At 52.9% G+C, this 20,813-nt stretch carries 19 protein-coding genes; 14 read left to right on the forward strand and 5 right to left on the reverse strand.

All coding sequences use genetic code 11. The features are described from left to right. The first annotated feature begins 3 nt into the window (after nucleotides 1-3). The 6 genes from OGX95_RS12105 (at nucleotide 4) to OGX95_RS12130 (ending at nucleotide 7,886) form a co-directional block, all read left to right on the forward strand. Entirely contained in the window at nucleotides 4-903 is a 900-nt protein-coding gene (locus OGX95_RS12105) for an oxamate carbamoyltransferase subunit AllH family protein (RefSeq protein ID WP_502872779.1), read from the forward strand. Continuing rightward, the gene (gene fdrA / locus OGX95_RS12110) at nucleotides 881-2,428 is read left to right on the forward strand and encodes an acyl-CoA synthetase FdrA (protein WP_286629579.1); all 1,548 of its coding nucleotides are present in this window, start codon (nucleotides 881-883) and stop codon (nucleotides 2,426-2,428) included. Before OGX95_RS12105 ends, fdrA begins: the two co-directional genes overlap by 23 nt. Beyond that, on the forward strand, nucleotides 2,428-3,843 hold the full coding sequence (locus OGX95_RS12115; RefSeq protein WP_286629581.1) for a YlbE family protein: 1,416 nt from the start codon (nucleotides 2,428-2,430) through the stop codon (nucleotides 3,841-3,843). The genes fdrA and OGX95_RS12115 overlap by 1 nt, the downstream gene beginning before the upstream one ends. A gap of 120 nt (nucleotides 3,844-3,963) precedes the next feature. Continuing rightward, nucleotides 3,964-5,514 carry a xanthine permease gene (locus tag OGX95_RS12120; protein WP_137382677.1) on the forward strand — a complete coding sequence of 517 codons (1,551 nt, stop codon included), beginning with the start codon at nucleotides 3,964-3,966 and terminating at the stop codon, nucleotides 5,512-5,514. 26 nt (nucleotides 5,515-5,540) lie between these two features. Continuing rightward, complete coding sequence (locus tag OGX95_RS12125; RefSeq protein WP_286629582.1) at nucleotides 5,541-6,491, forward strand: carbamate kinase family protein; 951 nt, start codon at nucleotides 5,541-5,543, stop codon at nucleotides 6,489-6,491. 12 nt (nucleotides 6,492-6,503) lie between these two features. Further along, nucleotides 6,504-7,886 (forward strand): amidohydrolase family protein, encoded by a 1,383-nt coding sequence (locus OGX95_RS12130; RefSeq protein ID WP_286629583.1) that lies wholly within the window; start codon nucleotides 6,504-6,506, stop codon nucleotides 7,884-7,886. A gap of 42 nt (nucleotides 7,887-7,928) precedes the next feature. Here the strand turns inward: OGX95_RS12130 and OGX95_RS12135 are convergent, their stop codons facing one another. Continuing rightward, nucleotides 7,929-8,807: a nickel/cobalt efflux protein RcnA gene (locus OGX95_RS12135; protein ID WP_286629584.1), complete on the reverse strand. Its 879-nt coding sequence runs from the start codon at nucleotides 8,805-8,807 to the stop codon at nucleotides 7,929-7,931. 121 nt (nucleotides 8,808-8,928) lie between these two features. On the opposite strand from OGX95_RS12135, the gene rcnR reads away from it, so the two are divergent. Further along, nucleotides 8,929-9,201, forward strand: a complete 273-nt coding sequence (gene rcnR, locus OGX95_RS12140) for a Ni(II)/Co(II)-binding transcriptional repressor RcnR (RefSeq protein ID WP_005123385.1) — start codon at nucleotides 8,929-8,931, stop codon at nucleotides 9,199-9,201. A 52-nt stretch (nucleotides 9,202-9,253) separates the two neighbouring features. On the opposite strand, the gene OGX95_RS12145 is transcribed toward rcnR, so the two are convergent. Then, complete coding sequence (locus OGX95_RS12145) at nucleotides 9,254-10,483, reverse strand: amino acid permease (RefSeq protein WP_286629585.1); 1,230 nt, start codon at nucleotides 10,481-10,483, stop codon at nucleotides 9,254-9,256. Between the two features lie 142 nt (nucleotides 10,484-10,625). Continuing rightward, complete coding sequence (locus OGX95_RS12150; protein ID WP_286629586.1) at nucleotides 10,626-11,081, reverse strand: multidrug/biocide efflux PACE transporter; 456 nt, start codon at nucleotides 11,079-11,081, stop codon at nucleotides 10,626-10,628. Nucleotides 11,082-11,182: 101 nt separating this feature from the next. On the opposite strand from OGX95_RS12150, the gene OGX95_RS12155 reads away from it, so the two are divergent. The 5 genes from OGX95_RS12155 (at nucleotide 11,183) to araE (ending at nucleotide 17,231) form a co-directional block, all read left to right on the forward strand. Continuing rightward, on the forward strand, nucleotides 11,183-12,067 hold the full coding sequence (locus tag OGX95_RS12155; protein WP_286629587.1) for a LysR family transcriptional regulator: 885 nt from the start codon (nucleotides 11,183-11,185) through the stop codon (nucleotides 12,065-12,067). A 103-nt stretch (nucleotides 12,068-12,170) separates the two neighbouring features. After that, on the forward strand, nucleotides 12,171-13,349 hold the full coding sequence (locus OGX95_RS12160; RefSeq protein ID WP_286629730.1) for an acetyl-CoA C-acetyltransferase: 1,179 nt from the start codon (nucleotides 12,171-12,173) through the stop codon (nucleotides 13,347-13,349). Between the two features lie 491 nt (nucleotides 13,350-13,840). Next, nucleotides 13,841-14,677: a 5-dehydro-4-deoxy-D-glucuronate isomerase gene (gene kduI, locus OGX95_RS12165; RefSeq protein WP_286629731.1), complete on the forward strand. Its 837-nt coding sequence runs from the start codon at nucleotides 13,841-13,843 to the stop codon at nucleotides 14,675-14,677. 57 nt (nucleotides 14,678-14,734) lie between these two features. Then, a complete protein-coding gene (kduD, locus tag OGX95_RS12170) occupies nucleotides 14,735-15,496 on the forward strand; it encodes a 2-dehydro-3-deoxy-D-gluconate 5-dehydrogenase KduD (RefSeq protein ID WP_286629588.1) in 762 nt (253 codons plus the stop codon). Nucleotides 15,497-15,812: 316 nt separating this feature from the next. After that, the gene (araE, locus tag OGX95_RS12175; RefSeq protein ID WP_286629589.1) at nucleotides 15,813-17,231 is read left to right on the forward strand and encodes an arabinose-proton symporter AraE; all 1,419 of its coding nucleotides are present in this window, start codon (nucleotides 15,813-15,815) and stop codon (nucleotides 17,229-17,231) included. Between the two features lie 96 nt (nucleotides 17,232-17,327). Here araE and OGX95_RS12180 read toward each other — a convergent pair whose 3' ends face one another. After that, nucleotides 17,328-17,654: a cupin domain-containing protein gene (locus tag OGX95_RS12180; RefSeq protein ID WP_286629590.1), complete on the reverse strand. Its 327-nt coding sequence runs from the start codon at nucleotides 17,652-17,654 to the stop codon at nucleotides 17,328-17,330. A gap of 141 nt (nucleotides 17,655-17,795) precedes the next feature. Between OGX95_RS12180 and OGX95_RS12185 the strand changes: the two genes are divergently transcribed. Next, nucleotides 17,796-18,503, forward strand: coding sequence for an aspartate/glutamate racemase (locus OGX95_RS12185; RefSeq protein WP_286629732.1), 708 nt, complete (start codon nucleotides 17,796-17,798; stop codon nucleotides 18,501-18,503). On the opposite strand, the gene OGX95_RS12190 is transcribed toward OGX95_RS12185, so the two are convergent. Continuing rightward, nucleotides 18,475-19,410: a LysR family transcriptional regulator gene (locus OGX95_RS12190; RefSeq protein WP_286629591.1), complete on the reverse strand. Its 936-nt coding sequence runs from the start codon at nucleotides 19,408-19,410 to the stop codon at nucleotides 18,475-18,477. The two genes, OGX95_RS12185 and OGX95_RS12190, sit on opposite strands and share 29 nt — an antisense overlap. 117 nt (nucleotides 19,411-19,527) lie before the next feature. Here OGX95_RS12190 and lysA point away from each other — a divergent pair, with 117 nt between their 5' ends. Next, entirely contained in the window at nucleotides 19,528-20,784 is a 1,257-nt protein-coding gene (gene lysA, locus OGX95_RS12195) for a diaminopimelate decarboxylase (RefSeq protein WP_286629592.1), read from the forward strand. Nucleotides 20,785-20,813 lie beyond the last annotated feature (29 nt).

The raw sequence follows: 20,813 nt of genomic DNA on the forward strand, positions 1-20,813 counted from the left end.
GCTATCGCTACGCCATCACGGCGATGCGTTCGGGCGCTAACCGCAGACGGCGCGTTTCTTTCATTCCGGGGAACCGGGCGAGTAGAACAGGTTTTTTCCCGCGCGGTGAATCTGTTCATACCCGAGCAGCAGCGATTATTGACGTTACTGAGTGAAGGCTGTGATAACGCGCCAAATAGCTGTCGGCTGGCGCTGACGCATTGTGAAGACCTGTTTCATCCCGGTGAGCCGGTCAGTTTTACCGAATCAGGGATTGTCGTTGGTAAGGATAAGTGGATAGAGACTTCCGGGTGCCTGCCGTGGCGAATGCCACAGTGGACGCCAGATGCAACAGCGTTCTCCGCTATTCGGTGGCATCGCTGGGAAGAGGATATCCGCCAGCAGCTTAAAAACGACGACACATTATTTCTGTACCAGGGTGACAACCCGTTTTATCAGGAAATCACCCGCGAATTACTAAAGCGTCGCCAGACATTAATGACGGCGCTGAACACAGGAGAAAATATCTCTGCTGCCGTCAGCCGTTTAATTGGTCTGGGTATTGGGTTGACGCCATCATCCGATGATTATTTAGTTGGTCTAAGTACCATTTTATTTATTCCAGGACACCCGCTGGGAAAATATCGGGGAGAGTTTTTAGCCGCTTTGCAGCGTGACGGAAATAATACGACATTACTCAGTAAAATTACGCTGGAGGAGGCTTTTCACCAGCGCTATCGGGAAAGTGTCGCGCGACTGCTGAACCATATTATTAATGAGCAACAACACGTTTCTACGCAATATATAACTGATATTAAAAATATCGGCTCAAGTTCTGGCTGCGACATGCTGTACGGCATGGCGGATGCCTGCGCCCTGAGCCACAGGTCCGGAGGGAATTATGTCGATCAGGATAGTTGTTAAAAAGAATACGTATTTTGATTCTGTTTCACTGATGTCTATTTCAACACGCGCAAATAAGCTCGATGGTGTGGAGCAGGCGTTCGTGGCAATGGCAACAGAAATGAACAAGGGCGTGCTGAAGAATCTTGGCTTGCTCACGCCTGAGCTGGAAGAAGCGAAGAGTGGCGATCTGATGATTGTCATTAAAGGCGCGAGTGAAGCGGCGAACGAGCAGACGCTGGTGGCAATTGAGGATCTGTTCACGCATAAAGAGCAGGGCGGCCAGCATGAAGCGCGCTACGCCACGCTTGCCAGCGCTAAAAAGCACGTACCTGACAGCAACCTGGCGGTTATCTCGGTTAACGGTCTGTTTGCCGCACGTGAGGCACGTCAGGCACTGCAAAATAACCTCAACGTGATGCTGTTTTCGGACAACGTTTCTCTTGAGGACGAACTGGCGCTTAAGCAACTGGCACACGAAAAAGGGCTGCTGCTGATGGGGCCAGACTGCGGGACCGCCATTATTAACGGCGCGGCGCTGTGTTTTGGTAATGCGGTACGTCGCGGCAACATTGGTATTGTGGGGGCATCCGGTACCGGTAGCCAGGAACTGAGCGTGCGTATTCATGAGTTTGGCGGCGGTATTTCCCAACTGATCGGCACGGGTGGACGCGATCTGAGCGAGAAAATTGGTGGTCTGATGATGCTTGATGCGATTGGCATGTTGGAAGCCGATCCGCAAACCGAAATCATTGCACTGATCTCCAAACCGCCTGCACCAGCGGTGGCCCACAAGGTACTGGAACGCGCACGTGCCTGCCGCAAACCGGTCGTGGTCTGTTTCCTCGGACGTGATGCCGCGCCTGCGGATGAAGCGGGACTGCAGTTCGCACGTGGCACAAAAGAAGCCGCGCTGAAAGCGGTACTGCTTACGGGGGTGAAAAAAGAGACTCTGGACCTGCATCCGCTGAACTGGCCGCTGATTGAAGAGGTCCGCGCCCGTCTGACGCCACAGCAAAAGTACATTCGTGGGCTGTTCTGTGGTGGCACGCTGTGCGATGAAGCGATGTTTGCCGCCATGGAAAAACATGCTGAAGTGTACAGCAACATTCATCCGGACCCGGCATTCCGTCTACAGGATCTCAACCGCAGTATTGCACATACCTTCCTCGATTTCGGTGATGATGATTTCACCAACGGTAAACCGCACCCGATGATCGATCCGACCAATCGTATTAGTCGCCTGTTGCAGGAAGCGCGCGATCCTGACGTTGGCGTGATCGTGATGGATTTCGTCCTCGGCTTTGGATCGCATGAAGATCCGGTTGGCGTGATGCTTGAGGCGATCGTTGAAGCCAAAGCGATCGCCGCTGCAGAGGGGCGTCCGCTTGAGATTCTCGGCTATGTGCTGGGAACCGATCAGGATACGCCGTCACTGGAAAAACAGTGCCAGATGCTGACCGATGCCGGGGTTATCTGGGCGAGCAGTAGCACCAACACCGGATTGCTGGCGCGTGAATTTATCTGTAAAGGGGAGGAAGCCTGATGAGCCAGACACTGTTTAACCAGCCGCTGAATGTGATTAACGTTGGCATCGCGATGTTCAGCGATGACCTGAAAAAACAGAACGTACCTGTGACCCAACTCGACTGGACGCCGCCAGGACAGGGCAACATGCAGGTGGTAGCGGCGCTGGATCAGATTGCCGATTCTCCGCTGGCAGACAAAATTGCTGCTGCTAATCAGTTGGCGCTGGAACGCATTATCCAGTCACATCCGGTGCTGGTGGGGTATGACCAGGCCATTAACGTGGTGCCGGGTATGACCCGTAACACCATCCTGCACGCCGGGCCGCCAATCCGTTGGGAAAAAATGTGCGGTGCGATGAAAGGGGCGGTCACCGGGGCGCTGGTATTTGAAGGACTGGCAAAAGATCTGGATGAAGCCGCAGAACTGGCGGCTTCTGGCGAAATCATCTTCTCCCCATGCCACGAACATGACTGTGTGGGATCGATGGCGGGCGTCACCTCTGCCTCAATGTTCATGCACATCGTTGAGAACAAAACCTACGGCAACCGCGCATATACCAATATGAGCGAGCAGATGGCGAAGATCCTGCGTATGGGGGCGAACGATCAGAGCGTTATCGATCGTCTGAACTGGATGCGCGATGTGATGGGACCGATGCTGCGTGACGCGATGAAGCTGGCAGGTGAAATTGATCTGCGTCTGATGTTGGCGCAGGCGCTGCACATGGGGGATGAATGCCATAACCGCAACAATGCCGGTACCGCACTGCTGATTCAGGCGCTGACGCCGTGGATCATTCAGGCCGGTTATCCGGTTGAGCAACAGCGTGAAGTGTTCGAGTTTGTCCTCAGCAGCGATTATTTCTCCGGCCCGACATGGATGGCGATGTGTAAAGCGGCGATGGACGCCGCACACGGTATCGAATACAGCACCGTGGTGACGACGATGGCGCGTAACGGTGTTGAGTTCGGTCTGCGCATCAGTGGTTTACCGGGTCAATGGTTTACCGGTCCGGCGCAGCAGGTGATTGGCCCGATGTTTGCGGGCTATAAGCCAGAAGACTCAGGACGCGATATCGGCGATAGCGCGATTACCGAAACCTACGGTATTGGCGGTTTCGCGATGGCGACGGCACCGGCCATCGTGGCGCTGGTGGGGGGGACGGTTGAAGAAGCCGTCGACTTCTCTCGCCAGATGCGTGAAATCACGCTGGGTGAAAACCCGAACGTCACCATTCCGTTGCTCGGTTTTATGGGTGTACCAACGGCTATCGATATTACGCGCGTGGGTAGTACCGGCATTCTGCCGGTGATCAATACCGCGATTGCGCATAAAGATGCAGGGATCGGCATGATCGGCGCCGGAATTGTACACCCGCCGTTCGCCTGTTTTGAAAAGGCGATCCTCAACTGGCGTGACCGCTACTGCTGATAACAATAACCGGGGCTAACACCGTTAGCCCCACGGTAGCGAAGCGAAAAACGTTGCTTACCTGCAGGGCTGGACGATCTCCGCGATCGCAAACGATGCTTAACCTGTAAAGGATATTCCATGAACAGCATAAAACTAGAATGGAAACGGGGTGACTGGGCGGCTTACTTTGGGCTGATGACCAACAACCTGACTAACCTGCTGACAATGATGGGGCTGCTCATTTTTGTTGTCGGCATCCCGACTGAAATAGTTTACGGCCGCATTGCGCCTGCCTTTGGTCTGGCGGTGCTGGTGGCCAGTATCTGCTACGCCTGGTTTGGTTTGCAGATGGCAAAACACACCGGCCGTAATGATGTGACGGCGTTGCCGTCCGGTCCCAGCGCACCGTCAATCTTTACCGTGACGTTCCTGGTGCTGATGCCGGTTTATCAGCAAACCAAAGATGCTAACTTCGCCATCCAGATAGCGCTGGTGTGGTGTTTTGTCGAAGCGTTGATCCTGGTGGGCGGCTCCTTCCTGGGCGAGACCATCCGCAAGATGATCCCGCGCACGGTACTGCTCTCCTGTTTATCCGGTCTGGGTCTGCTGCTGCTGGCGATGAACCCGATGCTGCAGGCGTTTGAAGCGCCGACCGTTTCTTTCATCGTCCTGTTGCTGATTTTCATCAACTGGTTCGGTAAGAAACCGATTTTTGCCCGCATTCCGACCGGTTTGCTGTTGCTGATTGCCGGTACAGCCCTGGCATGGATTTCCGGTTTGCAAAGCCCGGAAGCGATCAAAGCATCGATGTCCTCTTTTGGCTTTAACCCGCCAGAAATCCATGTCGACAGCTTCCTGCAAGGATTACCGCATGCGCTGCCGTACCTGGCTTCTGCGGTTCCGCTGGGTCTGGCGAACTATATTTTTGACCTTGAGAACATTGAAAGTGCGCACGCCGCGGGTGATGAGTACAACACGCGTAAGGTTATGATGGCGAACGGTTTTGCCTCCATGCTTGGCTGCATGTTGGGCAACCCGTTCCCGGTCACCGTGTATGTCGGGCATGCGGGCTGGAAAGCCATGGGCGCCAGCATCGGTTATACCCTGGCATCTGGTATCACCATGTTTCTGGTACCGCTGTTTGGGCTGGGCGCGTTTATGCTCGCCATTATTCCGATGACCGCGATAGTGCCGATTCTGGTATTTATCGGCGTGGTGACTGCCAACCAGGTGGTGCGAGAAACACCCAAAGTCGAGGTTCCCGTCATCTTCATCTGTCTGTTCCCGTGGATTGCCAACTGGGCGTTGACCATCGTTAACAGCGTGATGGGGGCCGCCGGAACCTCTGCGGGGAAACTGGGCAGTGATCTGCTGCACAGTAAAGGCGTGTACTACGACGGGCTGGTGCATCTGGGAAGCGGTGCGCCGCTGGCCAGTATGCTGTGGGGCTGTGTCGCTATCTTCGCCATCATGAACAAGCCGTTACGTGGGGCGATTGCCGCCGCCTTCGGTGCACTGCTGTCGCTGTTTGGGGTGATTCACTCCCCGGCAGTGGGTTTTGCAGAAGGCAGCTCGATGATGTTTGTTGTGGCCTACCTGATGATGAGCGGCATGTTTGTCGTCAAACATATTCTCGACAGTCGTGAAGCGGCTACTGCGCCTGAGCAGGAACCGACGAAAACGACCTGAATCGCCTGCAAGCGGAAGAAAACACTATGAAAGAACTTGTGGTCGTTGCCATTGGCGGCAACAGCATTATCAAAGATAACGCCAGCCAGTCTATTGAGCACCAGGCTGAAGCGGTAAAAGCGGTGGCGGACACGGTGCTGGAGATGTTGGCATCGGACTACAACATTGTGCTGACACACGGTAACGGGCCGCAGGTGGGGCTGGATCTACGGCGTGCTGAAATCGCGCACGAACGCGAAGGTTTGCCGCTCACTCCGCTGGCAAACTGTGTCGCTGATACTCAGGGCGGTATTGGCTACCTGATCCAACAGGCGCTGAATAACCGTCTGGCGCGACGCGGTGAGCAGAAAGCAGTGACGGTGGTTACGCAGGTAGAAGTCGATAAGAACGATCCAGGGTTTGCGAATCCAACCAAGCCTATCGGCGCATTCTTCAGTGACGCTCAGCGTGACGAGCTGCTGCGGGTTAATCCTGGCTGGCGGTTTGTTGAGGATTCCGGGCGCGGCTACCGGCGGGTTGTTGCCTCCCCTGAGCCAAAACGTATTGTTGAAGCAGAGGCCATCAAAACGCTGACTCAGCAAGGTTTTGTGGTGATTGGTGCAGGCGGCGGCGGGATCCCGGTGGTGCGTAGCGATCAGGGAGATTACCAGAGCGTGGACGCGGTGATTGATAAAGATCTCTCTACTGCGCTGCTGGCGCAGGAGATCCGCGCTGACATCCTGGTGATCACCACTGGCGTAGAGAAAGTGTGTATTCACTTCGGTAAGCCCAACCAGCAGGCGCTGGATACAGTGGATATGGCGACAATGGCCCGCTACATGCAGGAAGGGCACTTCCCGCCAGGCAGTATGTTACCCAAAATTATCGCCAGCCTGACGTTCCTGGCACGTGGCGGTAAGCGGGTGATCATCACCACGCCGGAATGCCTGCCTGCCGCACTGCGCGGTGAAACGGGTACCCACATTGTCCATTCCTGAGAGGAGATGCGAATGAAGGAAAGTAACAGCCGCCGCGAATTTTTAAGTCAGAGCGGAAAAATGGTCACTGCTGCTGCGCTGTTTGGCGCAGTGGCGCCAGTCGCGTATGCTGCTAATCCTGTCGGGACAACCCGTAGCGCGAAAAGCACGATGACGATTAACGATAAACACTACTACCTCGATAACGTTCTGCTGGAAGCGGGATTTGATTACGAAAATGCCGTGGTGGTACATACCCGTACTGCACTGCAAACCGTCGAAATTCAGGACGGGAAGATTGTTGCGCTGCACGAGAATAAGCAGCATCCGGATGCGACGCTGCCGCACTACGATGCGGGCGGAAAGCTGATGCTGCCTGCCATGCGCGACATGCACATCCATCTGGATAAAACGTTTTATGGCGGCCCGTGGCGTTCACTGAATCGTCCGGCGGGTACCACCATTCAGGATATGATCCGCCTGGAGCAAAAGCTGCTGCCTGAACTGCAGCCGTATACGCAAGAGCGTGCGGAAAAGCTTATCGACCTGCTGCAATCAAAAGGGACCTCGATTGCCCGCAGCCACTGCAATATTGAGCCAGTTTCCGGGTTGAAAAATCTGGAGAATCTGCAGGCGGTACTGGCGCGTCGTCAACCGGGGTTTGCCTGTGAAATCGTGGCGTTTCCCCAGCATGGATTGTTGTTATCGAAATCCGAGCCGTTGATGCGTGAAGCAATGCAGGCTGGCGCACATTATGTGGGGGGGCTGGATCCGACCAGCGTCGATGGGGCGATGGAGAAATCCCTCGACACCATGTTCCAGATTGCGCTGGATTACAACAAAGGCGTGGATATCCATCTGCATGAGACCAGCCCGGCAGGTGTTGCGGCGGTAAATTACATGGTGGAGACGGTGGAGAAAACGCCACAGCTGAAAGGCAAACTGACCATCAGCCATGCTTTCGCATTGGCAACGCTGAACGAACAGCAGGTTGATGCGTTGGCAACCCGTATGGCGGCGCAGCAGATTACCATTGCCTCGACGGTACCGATCGGCACCTTGCACATGCCACTGAAACAGCTGCGTGACAAAGGCGTGGAGGTGATTACCGGCACCGACAGCGTGATTGACCACTGGTCGCCGTATGGGCTGGGGGACATGCTGGAGAAAGCCAATCTGTATGCTCAGCTGTATATTCGCCCGAACGAACTCAACCTGTCGCGGGCGTTGTTCCTCGCCACAGGCAATGTACTGCCGCTGAACGATAAAGGCGAACGTGTGTGGCCGAAAGCACAGGATGATGCAAGTTTTGTGCTGGTGGATGCGTCCTGCTCTGCGGAAGCGGTCGCGAGGATTTCCCCTCGCACTGCGACCTTCCACAAAGGGCAATTAGTGTGGGGAAGCGTCGCAAGCTAGTCTTGTTACACGCGCAGCGACAAACGTCGCTGCGCACTGTCTTTACCCTACGATCCCCATATAGCCGTGAATCCCCATATATACGCCGACCATGCCGATGAGTACGCTGGAAAAATAGGGGGCTTTGCGCGCCAGTGTGTTAAATCCGCTCCAGCGTTTGGCCGCCTGCTGCACGCTGATTGCTGCACCCACGCCCACCGTTACCAGCGTCAGTGCCAGCCCGAGGCTGAAACACAGCACCATGGTGGCGCCCAGCGTGAAGGCTTTAAGCTGGATGCAGATCAGCAATACCGTAATGGCGGCCGGGCACGGGATCAGTCCGCCGGTCAGGCCAAACAGTAAAATTTGCCCATTGGTCACCTCTTTACCCTGAAAACGGCGCTGGATATCGTTGGCATGTGCGCGTTCATGCGCGTCCTGATACTCTTTCGAACCTTCGCTCAGCCCTGCCAGCGCGGCATGGTTATGATCATGGTCGTGGTCGTGGTCGTGATGATGGTGGTGATCGTGGTCGTGGTCGTGGTCGTGGTCATGGTCGTGATCATGATGATGGTCGTGATGTGTCTGGGTCAGCCAGTTCTGCTCGCCTTGCCATGTCCGCCAGAACATCCAGAATGCAGTGCCCAAAATAATGATCGCAGAGACAAACTGTAGCCAGGGTTCGACGGCCTGGGCTGTGAACGCTTTGCTGATATACATTCCGCCGAGTGCAATCAACCATACTATGGCCGTATGCGACAGGGTCGCCGCCAGCCCCAGCATCACCGCCTGCTTGATAGTCCCCTTTATGGCGATAATAAACGCCGCCATCATTGTCTTTGAATGTCCCGGTTCCAGGCCGTGTAACACGCCCAATAAAATTGCACTGGGAATGAAGAACCAGGCGTTGCCTTGCTGAAGAAGCGTAGAAAATTCACCCATGAGAATGATTCTTAGTTGTTTAATTTCGCCTGATTCTACTCCCCCCCAGTATCAAATACTACCCCCCAGTAGAATGTCGATGGTATTGTCGCTACGGATTTACGTTAATTAAGGTAATGCTATGTCACATACGATCCGCGACAAACAAAAGCTCAAAGCCCGTGCCAGTAAGATTCAGGGCCAGGTAGTAGCGTTGAAAACCATGCTTGATGAACCGCATGAATGCGCAGCTGTGTTGCAGCAAATTGCGGCGATCCGCGGTGCGGTAAACGGATTAATGCGTGAGGTGATTAAAGGCCATCTGACCGAGCATATTGTGCATCAGGGGGATGAAATAAAGCGTGAAGAGGATTTGGACGTTGTCCTGAAGGTATTGGACTCTTACATCAAGTAAGGCAGAGTGCGGCTCATCCACGCACTGATGAATGAGCCCTTGATAACGTCATTTAGCCAAAAAACATCACGGATACGCACAACAGACCGACAATCAGGGTGATCACATTACCCACTGAACGGTACGGCTTCAGCGCAGGAAGCAAATAAGTAGACAGCGTCGGCATGATGAAAAGAATCATGGCGATGAGCGGACCACTGATCGCGTAAATCATTGAAATTGCATTAGGGTTAATGCAGCAAATGATAAACGTGATAGCCGAGACCAACATGATGGACAGGGCGCGGTTAAAGGCCCGGCTTTTCTTCACGCCGACCTGATGCAGCGACGTTTTTACGACTTCTGTCGCCCCTTCAATTACGCCAAAGTAGGTGCCGAGGAACGATTTTGACATCGCCACCACGGCAACGATAATCCCGGAAATCGACAACCACGCCGGTGCGTTGGGCATCATCGACAGCGCCGAAAGGATGGTTACGCCCTCATGTTTGGCATCTTCAATGTAGTTCGCCGGAATAGAAAGCAGACAGCTAAAGACGAAAAACAGTACGCTCAGGCAGATGATAACGTAGGCGACCTTCATGATTTTTTTGCATTTACCCATGGCCTGCTCGCCGTATTTCTCGCGTCTGTCGATGGCAAACGTGGAGATAATGGGCGTATGGCTAAAAGCGAAAACCATCACGGGGATAGAGATCCATACCTGATGCAGCGTGTGCTGATCGAAAGACATCTGGCCGGTGAGTAGCGTCGGCTGCCAGCTTCCGGTCAGGTAGAGCGACAAGAACAAAAAGTACGCGATCAGCGGGAACACCAGAAAGCCCATCACCCGGATGGTGGCCTGGCGACCCATCAGGAAAATTAAATTCAGTACCAGCACCACGCCGAGGCTTACCAGCATGCGAATGCGTAGATCAATCGTGATATGTTTTGCCAGCTGTTCGGTGAGTGAATTGGTGATCGCCACAGCGTAGATCAGCACCACCACAAAGAAGGCAATAAAATAAAGCGTCGTGATCAGGCTGCCTATCTTCTTGCCATAGTAGTGAGTGACTGCACCGGTGATTCCTTCACCTGCAGAAGTTTTTGATGACAGGATAAACTGGCACAGCGCCTTGTGCGGCCAGTAGGTTAAAGGCCAGGCGACGAGTGCAGTGATAAAAAGTACGACTGCACCCGCAGAACCCAGCTGGATGGGGAGGAAAAGGGTTCCTGCGCCGACGGCAGTCCCATATAGTGCGAAGCTCCAGAGAGTCTCTTCTTTTGACCAAAATTTCGACATTATTTGAACGTATCAACTATAAAATAAACAAAAAGAAGCGCAATTTACCACAAATGAGAGGGGCTGGGGGAGGTGTGAACAAGTGGGCTGGTGAATGGATGAATAGCCGGAATTGAGAAAATTCCGACTATTCTTTGAATTATCAGGCAGTAACGCGCTGCTGACGACGCTTCATTACGCGCTCGCGCAATGTGTCATAAGCCCAGTTATAGAACATGGTGTATGGCAGGAAGAACAGGAAGAAACCTATTTCCAGCGTGAATGCCTGAAGCAAGCTAACGTTCAGTACATACGCCACGATGCTTACCCCGATGACGATAAAACCACTCTCGAAACCTAAGGCGTGAAATGCGCGGACTTTAGCCGTACGTTTGACCTGATGCGACGGCCAAAAGCGGTCAAACAGGGCGTTATAAATGATATTCCAGATCATTGCTGTCGTTGCCAGCAGAATGGTCAGCCCGCCCATTTCCAGTACCGAGCGCTGCATCAACCATGCGGTGGTTGGTGCGAGAATAGCAGTCGCAATGCCCTCAAAACAGACAGCATGAAAAATGCGCTCCACTAACGAGCGGCGCTGGATTGTATCGTGTTGCATAACGTAAAACCTTCTTTGATGCCCGGATAACGGAATGGTGGCAATTTTATCGTTTTATGTGATATCTAAAAGATAGAATCCATCGATAAAGTAGATACTTTATGCGCTACTCTCCTGAGGCATTAATGGCATTTGTTGAGACCGTGTCCTGCGGCTCTTTTTCTGCGGCGGCGCGGCGGTTACGCAAAAGTCAGTCCACCATCAGTACGGCGATAGCCAACCTGGAAGCCGATCTCGGTTTTGCACTGTTTGACCGCACTTCACGTCAGCCAACGCTCACTGAACAAGGTAAGCGGGTGCTCGGTTATGTGCAGGCGATTCTGTCGGCGAGCGATCGGCTGGACGAAGCGGCGATTTCGCTGTCGGGTGAAACGGAAGCGCGTCTGACCTTTGTGCTTTCAGACACCCTACACCCGGATGTGCTGGAAGAATTGATGGTGCAGTTTGACCGATTGTTCCCACATACCGAATTTGAATGTCTGATAGGCGAAGATGAGGATGTGATCGATCTGCTGCAAAAGGGGCGCGCGCAGGTTGGTTTGATTGAAGCACGAGAGGATTACCCCACGGACATGGGGGTAACGCGCCTGCCGATGCAAACCTGGATGGGATTGTACGTTGCGGCTTCGCATCCGCTGGCGGCGCAGGAAAAAATGCAGTGGGAGCAACTGCACACCTGGCGTGAACTGCGTCTGAATACTTATCTGGAAAGCGGCACCAACGTGGCGCGCGGTCCCGTATGGTCTGCTCCCAACTATTTACTATTGCTGAGTATGGCGGTGCAGGGATTTGGCTGGTGTGCGCTGCCTTGCGCGCTGGTGGAAGAATTTGCCGCGGAAAAACCGCTGGTGCAACTGAAGGTCCCCGGCTGGCCAAAGGCTATCTCGATCGACCTGCTGTGGAATAAGAAATCACCGCCAGGGGTGGCGGGAAGCTGGCTACGCGATCATTTACAGCAGGGTGGCATCACGATGGCAGATAAATGATACCCATTTCCTTTGTGATAAAAATCACCATTTTTTAAACAACTCAGATAACTATTCTTAACAATCATCTACTATGACGCTGTTATTTTGCGCTGAGGTGGTGATGAAAGAGGTTGTGATAGTGGGGGCGTTGAGGACACCGATTGGCTGCTTCCAGGGAACGCTGGCGCGCCACTCTGCCGTTGAACTCGGCAGTATGGTGGTCAGGGCATTACTGGAACGCACTGGCGTGGATGTTCACGCGGTTGATGAAGTGATCCTTGGTCAGGTCCTCACTGCGGGGGCCGGACAGAACCCGGCGCGCCAGTCTGCTATCAATGGCGGATTACCCAATACCGTTTCCGCTATTACCATTAATGATGTGTGTGGCTCGGGCCTGAAAGCGCTGCATCTGGCGACGCAGGCTATCCAGTGTGGTGAAGCTGATATCGTGATAGCAGGCGGGCAAGAGAATATGAGCCGCGCGCCGCATGTCCTGACTGACAGCCGTACCGGGGCGCAACTGGGAAATAGCCAGCTGGTGGACAGTCTGGTGCATGACGGGTTGTGGGATGCCTTCAACGATTACCATATGGGCGTCACCGCAGAAAACCTGGCGCGGGAATACGGTATCAGCCGTGAATTACAGGATGCCTACGCGCTTCACTCGCAGCATAAAGCACGGATGGCAATCGATGCCGGGCGCTTTAAAGATGAGATCGTGCCGGTGGTGACGCAGCGTAACGGGCAATCGTTCGTGGTGGATACCGATGAGCAGCCGCGTACCGATGCCAGCGCCGAAGGGCTGGCGCGTCTGGATCCTACCTTTGACAGGTTTGGTTCCGTAACGGCGGGTAATGCATCATCGATCAACGATGGCGCCGCCGCCGTGATGATGATGAGTGAAGCCAAGGCGCAGGCGCTGAATTTACCCGTGCTGGCCCGTATTCGCGCTTTTGCCAGCGTCGGCGTTGACCCCGCACTAATGGGCATTGCGCCGGTTTACGCGACGCGTCGCTGCCTTGAACGCGTTGGCTGGCAGCTGGCGGATGTTGATCTTATCGAAGCTAACGAAGCCTTCGCCGCGCAGGCGTTATCCGTTGGGAAAATGCTGGAATGGGACGAACGGCGGGTGAATGTGAACGGTGGAGCCATTGCGCTCGGCCACCCAATTGGGGCGTCCGGCTGTCGTATTCTGGTTTCGCTGGTTCACGAAATGGTTAAACGTCGGGCGCACAAAGGCCTGGCAACGCTGTGCATCGGTGGTGGCCAGGGCGTCGCACTTGCCATCGAACGTGATTAACTCTTTAAAATCCCCCATCAGATACACCACAACCGCGCAGTCCCTGTTCATGTAAAAAAGCCCTCCACAAGGAGGGCAAGGCCAGTTACAGAAACATCCACTCTAAAACGATGCTAACTTATCAAAACGTCGTTTCATTTCGTGTGATTGACAACGCACTTTGTAAGAAAAGGTGTGTGAATTCCTCTTCAGCAGGACTGTTTTTTCACAGCGCTACGTTTACCTTTTATCAGCTACGCGCTACTGGTTTTTTATAACAATCTGTTTTATTTGAATTTTATTTATTTTCTTTGATGCGAATTTGCCAGATTATCCAGGCTAGCGTGATCGCAATTACACTTTTGATAATAAGATGCGGAAAAAGTGAAACATCGTTTTAGTTATAATTGAAAACCCGTTCCGGGAGGGATATCATGAACGCATTAGGTAAAACGGAACGGCGTTTTGCTATCGCTCAAGAATTCACGGTCAATTTATCACTGGAGGTAAATGTGGACGTAAGACAAAGCATCCATAGTGCGCATGCCAAAACCCTGGATACCCAGGCGCTGCGTAATGAGTTTTTGGTAGAAGACGTGTTTGTTGCTGACGAATACACCATGGTCTACAGCCACATCGACCGCATCATTGTTGGCGGTATTATGCCAGTGGCCAAAACCGTCTCTGTGGGTGGCGAAGTGGGTAAGCAACTGGGCGTAACCTACTTCCTGGAGCGTCGTGAGCTAGGCGTGATCAACATCGGTGGACCGGGCACTATTACTGTTGATGGGCAGTGCTATGAAATTGGTCATCGCGATGCGCTGTATGTTGGTAAAGGGGCAAAAGAAGTTGTTTTTGCAAGCATTGACCCGGCAAAACCAGCTAAGTTCTATTATAACTGCGCGCCGGCACACATGACTTATCCAACCAAAAAAGTGACCCCTGCCGACGTTGCGCCAGTGACGTTGGGTGATGATCTCACGAGTAACCGCCGTACCATCAACAAGTATTTTGTGCCGGATGTACTGGAAACCTGCCAACTGAGCATGGGCCTGACCGAACTGGCACCAGGCAACTTGTGGAACACCATGCCGTGCCATACCCATGAACGCCGTATGGAAGTCTATTTCTACTTCAATATGGAAGAAGACACCTGTGTCTTCCACATGATGGGGCAGCCTCAGGAAACGCGTCATATCGTGATGCACAATGAGCAGGCGGTAATTTCCCCTAGCTGGTCTATCCACTCTGGCGTTGGTACGAAAGCCTATACCTTCATTTGGGGTATGGTTGGCGAAAATCAGGTCTTTGATGATATGGACCACGTTGCAGTCAAAGATCTGCGCTAGTCGCGGGCGGCTACTCAGCCTGTCTGTGACGGGCATTATAAAAAATAAGGATTTACAATGATTTTGAATGCATTCTCTCTTGAAGGTAAAGTCGCCGTTGTGACGGGGTGTGACACCGGTTTGGGTCAGGGGATGGCGCTGGGTCTGGCGGAAGCAGGTTGTGATATCGTGGGTATCAACATTGTTGAGCCGACTGAAACCATCGAACGTGTTACCGCACTGGGCCGCCGTTTTTTAAGCCTGACCGCCGACCTGCGTCAGATTGACGGCATCCCGGCACTGCTGGAGCGTGCGGTTGCAGAATTCGGTCATATCGACATTCTGGTGAACAACGCCGGTCTTATCCGTCGTGAAGATGCTATCGACTTCAGCGAAAAAGACTGGGACGACGTGATGAACCTGAACATTAAGAGCGTGTTCTTCATGTCTCAGGCGGCGGCGAAGCACTTCATTGCCCAGGGTAACGGCGGTAAAATTATTAATATTGCCTCTATGCTCTCCTTCCAGGGCGGCATCCGTGTTCCGTCTTACACCGCGTCAAAAAGCGGCGTAATGGGCGTGACGCGTCTGATGGCCAACGAGTGGGCGAAACATAACATCAACGTGAATGCGATCGCGCCGGGTTACATGGCAACTAATAACACGCAGCAGCTGCGTGCTGATGAGCAGCGTAGCGCCGAAATTCTCGATCGTATTCCGGCGGGCCGTTGGGGGCTGCCAGGCGATCTGATGGGGCCTGTTGTGTTCCTGGCGTCCAGCGCATCTGACTACATTAACGGTTATACCGTTGCGGTCGACGGTGGTTGGCTGGCGCGTTAATTTACCGTCCAGCATCAACAAACCCTGCCCATGGCAGGGTTTTTTTTGGTTTTAAATTATTTTAATCCATATTCTGTTCATAAATTAATCCATACATAATTTTATATGTATGGATTAATAATAATTAATACTCTTTAATATCAGTGCATTAAATTTAATTGAGTAATTAGCGGTAAATTTTAAAATTGGAATATCCATCACATAACGATGTGGTGCAGCAATTTCATCCATGTTTTTGCCGTTTCCCGCCTGACGCTTCCTGCAAGGGATCCCTTACTTTCATCGACATGGCTTACTCTGTATCTGGCAGGAAAAAATGGTCTCAATTAATCATGAAGCTGCTTTAACACCGCGTACGCAGCGCGATACGCGACGTATGAATTTGTTTGTCTCTATTTCTGCGGCTGTCGCAGGGTTGTTATTTGGCCTCGATATCGGCGTAATTGCCGGTGCGTTACCTTTTATCACCGATCACTTTGTATTGACCAGCCGTCTGCAGGAGTGGGTGGTGAGCAGTATGATGCTGGGGGCGGCAATTGGTGCGCTGTTTAACGGCTGGTTGTCATTCCGACTGGGGCGCAAATACAGCCTGATGGCCGGGGCGATCCTGTTTGTCGTCGGTTCTCTGGGATCAGCATTTGCTTCCAGCGTGGAAATGCTCATTTTTGCCCGCGTGGTACTGGGCGTTGCCGTAGGTATCGCCTCCTACACTGCGCCACTCTATTTGTCCGAAATGGCCAGTGAGAATGTGCGTGGCAAGATGATCAGTATGTATCAACTGATGGTAACGTTGGGCATTGTGCTGGCCTTTTTATCCGATACCGCGTTTAGCTACAGCGGTAACTGGCGCGCTATGCTGGGTGTATTGGCGCTCCCGGCGGTGTTGCTGATTGTTCTGGTCGTTTTCCTGCCTAACAGCCCGCGCTGGCTGGCAGAGAAAGGCCGCCATATTGAAGCAGAAGAAGTATTACGCATGTTGCGTGATACGTCAGAAAAGGCCCGTGATGAGCTGAACGAAATTCGTGAAAGTCTGAAGCTGAAGCAGGGCGGTTGGGCGCTGTTTAAAATTAACCGTAACGTACGGCGCGCGGTTTTCCTCGGAATGTTGTTGCAGGCAATGCAGCAGTTCACCGGGATGAACATCATTATGTACTACGCTCCACGTATTTTTAAAATGGCCGGTTTTACCACGACTGAACAGCAGATGATTGCGACGTTAGTCGTTGGCTTAACCTTTATGTTCGCGACTTTTATTGCTGTTTTTACAGTAGATAAAGCCGGACGCAAACCGGCACTGAAGATTGGTTTCAGCGTGATGGCCATTGGGACCCTGGTCCTCGGCTATTGCCTGATGCAGTTTGATAACGGCACTGCATCCAGTGGACTTTCCTGGCTGTCAGTTGGCATGACCATGATGTGTATCGCCGGTTATGCAATGAGCGCCGCACCGGTGGTGTGGATCCTGTGTTCTGAGATTCAGCCGCTGAAATGTCGCGATTTTGGCATCACCTGTTCCACCACCACTAACTGGGTGTCGAACATGATTATCGGCGCAACCTTCCTGACATTGCTCGACAGTATTGGCGCTGCGGGTACGTTCTGGCTTTATACCGCACTGAACGTCGTATTTATTGGTATTACATTCTGGCTTATTCCTGAAACCAAAAACGTTACGCTTGAGCATATCGAACGTAAACTGATGGCTGGCGAGAAGTTAAGAGATATTGGGGTGTAAATATTGAGACGCAGTGTCGGATGACGTCTCGTGCAGGCCGGGTAAGCGTAAGCGATACCCGGCGTTTTTGTATAACAAGGTTTGAGAATAGAGAGATTACGCCTGCAGGAAGTCTTCGCGCACCGGGGTGAAGGTATCAAGTAATGTCCCTGGCTTTAAACAGACGCAGCCGTGCATGATATTGGGTTGCTTGTACAGGGTGTCTCCTGCACTGACGATATGTTTTTCTTCCCCAATCGTAAATTCAAACTCACCCGATAAAACGTACGTGAGTTGTTCATGCGGGTGGTTGTGCATCGGGCCTACTGCGCCCTGCTCGAAATTAACTTCCACGGCCATCATTTTGCCATCATGAGCCAGAATACGCCGGGTAACGCCGTTACCCAGATCTTCAAGCGTGGTTTCTTTATGAAAAATAAACATTCGGTATTCTCGTAATATAATGAAACATTATTTCATTAAATTTATATCAGAAAATAAAAAAAGGAAATGTGCGCCGACAGATGTGGAAAGTTGATCACATCTTTGATTCACTGGGAGGACAACCACGAATAAGGACAAATGATGAAAACGATCGGTCTGTTAGGCGGAATGAGCTGGGAATCCACTATTCCCTATTATCGTCTGATTAATGAAGGGGTTAAGCAGAGTCTGGGCGGTCTGCATTCTGCGAAAATTCTGCTGCACAGCGTCGATTTCCATGAGATTGAAGCTTGTCAGTCGAACGGTGACTGGCTGCGGGCAGGGGAGATCCTGGCGCAGGCTGCGGTGGGGTTACAGCAAGCAGGTGCTGAGGGGATTGTGCTGTGTACCAACACCATGCATAAAGTGGCCGAGGCCATTGAAACGGCCTGCGATGTCCCGTTTTTGCACATTGCTGATGCAACAGGGCGGGCCATACAACAGCAGAAGATGAGTAACGTCGCGCTGTTGGGCACGCGTTACACCATGGAACAGGATTTCTATCGTGGGCGTTTACAGACCAAATTTGGCATTAGCACGCTAATCCCTGACGCTAACGACCGACAGAAAATAAACCAGATTATTTTCGAGGAACTGTGTCTTGGTGAATTTAGCGAAACTTCCCGCGAGTATTACCTGAACGTGATTGAGCGACTGGCTCGTCAGGGGGCACAAGGGGTGATCTTCGGCTGCACCGAAATTGGCCTGCTGGTTCCCACTGAAATGAGCCCGTTGCCGGTGTTCGATACCGCGGCGATCCATGCGCAGGATGCCGTGACGTTTATGCTTTCACCTGAGACTGCAAAATAGCATTCAGCGGATCGGTAAGCCGGTGGAGATGGGCCTGTAGATGTGCCGTAAAAGCATCAACCAGCGCGGATGCCGGGCGATGCAATGGATGAATGAGGCTGACGGTAAAAGGCACCGAAACACTAAAACGGCGGATTGCAATCCCGCTGCCTGCGTAATCCAGGGCGGTCAGCGGGTTCACTACTGAGATCCCCACGCCGGCACGTACCATCGCACAAATTGATGCGGCACTGTGCGTTTCTATTACCATTCGGCGCTTGACCTGATGATCATTAAACAGGGTATCCAGCAACTGGCGATAGCTGTCGGTGCGCGACAGGCTGATATAGTTTTCCCCCTGAAAATCTTGCGGTGTTAATACGGCTTTCCCGGTTAGCGGATGTTCCTGCGGCAGTACGCAAACTTCATCCAGCGACAGTAATTCAGTGCGTTTAGTCCCGGCGGGGGTATGCAGGGTCTCTGTTAACCCGAGATCGTGACGTTGTGCTGATAGCCACTCCTCCAGCAACGGTGACTCCTGCGGCACAATCTGAATGTTAACCTGTGGGTAGCGGGTGAGGAAGGGTTGCAGCAACGGGGGTAAAAAGGACTGTGAGAACACTGGCAGGCAGACAATCGACAACTCACCCTGACGAAATTCACGCAGGCTTTCGGCGGCGCTGACGATCCGGTCCAGGCCATACCAGGATCGCTGTACCTCTTCAAACAGGCGTAGACCTTGCACTGTAGGATGCAGCCGGCCTCGCGTACGTTCGAACAGTGTTAACCCCAGAACTTTTTCAAATCTTGCCAGTTCGCGACTGACGGTAGGCTGCGACGTATGCAGCATCCGTGCGGCTTCCGTCAGATTGCCTGCTGTCATAATGGCGTGAAAAATTTCAATGTGGCGTAAGTTAACGGCGGGCATTGGCGATCCTCAAATAAACATCCCATATCATTTTTGCATAGATTCGCGATAAAACGATATTTTTTATTCTCTTCGTGCTGTGGCGTAATCATAAAAAAGCCAATACCGGAGCACACCATGCCACGTCCACTCAACAGCACTGATACTGACCTGACCGCGGAGAACCTGCTGCGTCTGCCCGCCGAATTCGGCTGTCCGGTATGGGTTTACGATGCGCAGATTATCCGCGCGCAGATAGCCAAACTGAGTCAGTTTGATGTGGTGCGTTTTGCCCAAAAGGCCTGCTCGAATATTCATATTTTGCGTCTGATGCGTGAGCAGGGCGTGAAGGTGGATTCAGTCTCGCTTGGTGAGATTGAACGTGCGCTGGTGGCAGGTTTCGAGCCGGGGAATGATGAGATCGTCTTTACCGCCGATATGATTGACCAGGCGACACTGGCCCGGGTGCATGAGCTACGTATTCCAGTAAATGCCGGGTCGGTTGATATGCTGGAACAGCTGGGTCAGGTTTCGCCAGGGCATCGTGTATGGCTGCGCGTCAACCCAGGTTTTGGTCACGGGCACAGTCAGAAAACCAATACCGGCGGCGAGAACAGCAAGCACGGTATCTGGTACACCTCACTTCCGGCGGCGCTGGAGGTTATTCAGCGTTATCAGCTGAAACTGGTGGGCATTCACATGCATATAGGTTCCGGTGTGGACTACGGCCATCTGGAGCAAGTGTGTGGCGCGATGGTGCGTCAGGTTGTTGAATTAGGTCAGGATCTGGACGCTATATCTGCGGGCGGAGGTTTGTCGATCCCGTATCGCGAAGGAGAAGAGGCGATCAACACCGATCACTACTTTGGTTTGTGGAGCGCGGCACGCGATCAAATAGCCAAACATTTGGGGCATCCGGTGAAGCTTGAGATCGAGCCAGGACGCTTTCTGGTAGCGGAAGCGGGTGTACTGGTGGCGCAAGTGCGCAGTGTGAAAGAGATGGGCAGTCGTCACTTCGCGTTGATCGACGCTGGCTTTAACGATCTGATGCGGCCAGCAATGTACGGCAGCTATCACCATATCTCTGCACTGGCCGGGGATGGCCGCTCGCTGGAAAATGCGGCGCAGATTGAGACGGTGGTTGCCGGTCCGCTCTGCGAATCGGGCGATGTTTTTACCCAACGGGAAGGTGGCAAAGTCGAAACCCGTCTATTACCTGCGGTAGTGCCGGGAGATTATCTGGTATTGCATGATACCGGTGCGTATGGCGCGTCGATGTCATCGAACTACAATAGTCGCCCGCTGCTACCGGAAGTGCTGTTTGATAACGGCGTGGCGCGACTGATTCGTCGTCGTCAGACCATTGAAGAGCTGTTAGCGCTGGAGCTTATCTGATTGCAGGCCTGATGGCGCTGCACGTATTG

It is taken from the genome of Citrobacter sp. Cu233, assembly GCF_030332225.1.
Taxonomy (GTDB): domain Bacteria; phylum Pseudomonadota; class Gammaproteobacteria; order Enterobacterales; family Enterobacteriaceae; genus Citrobacter.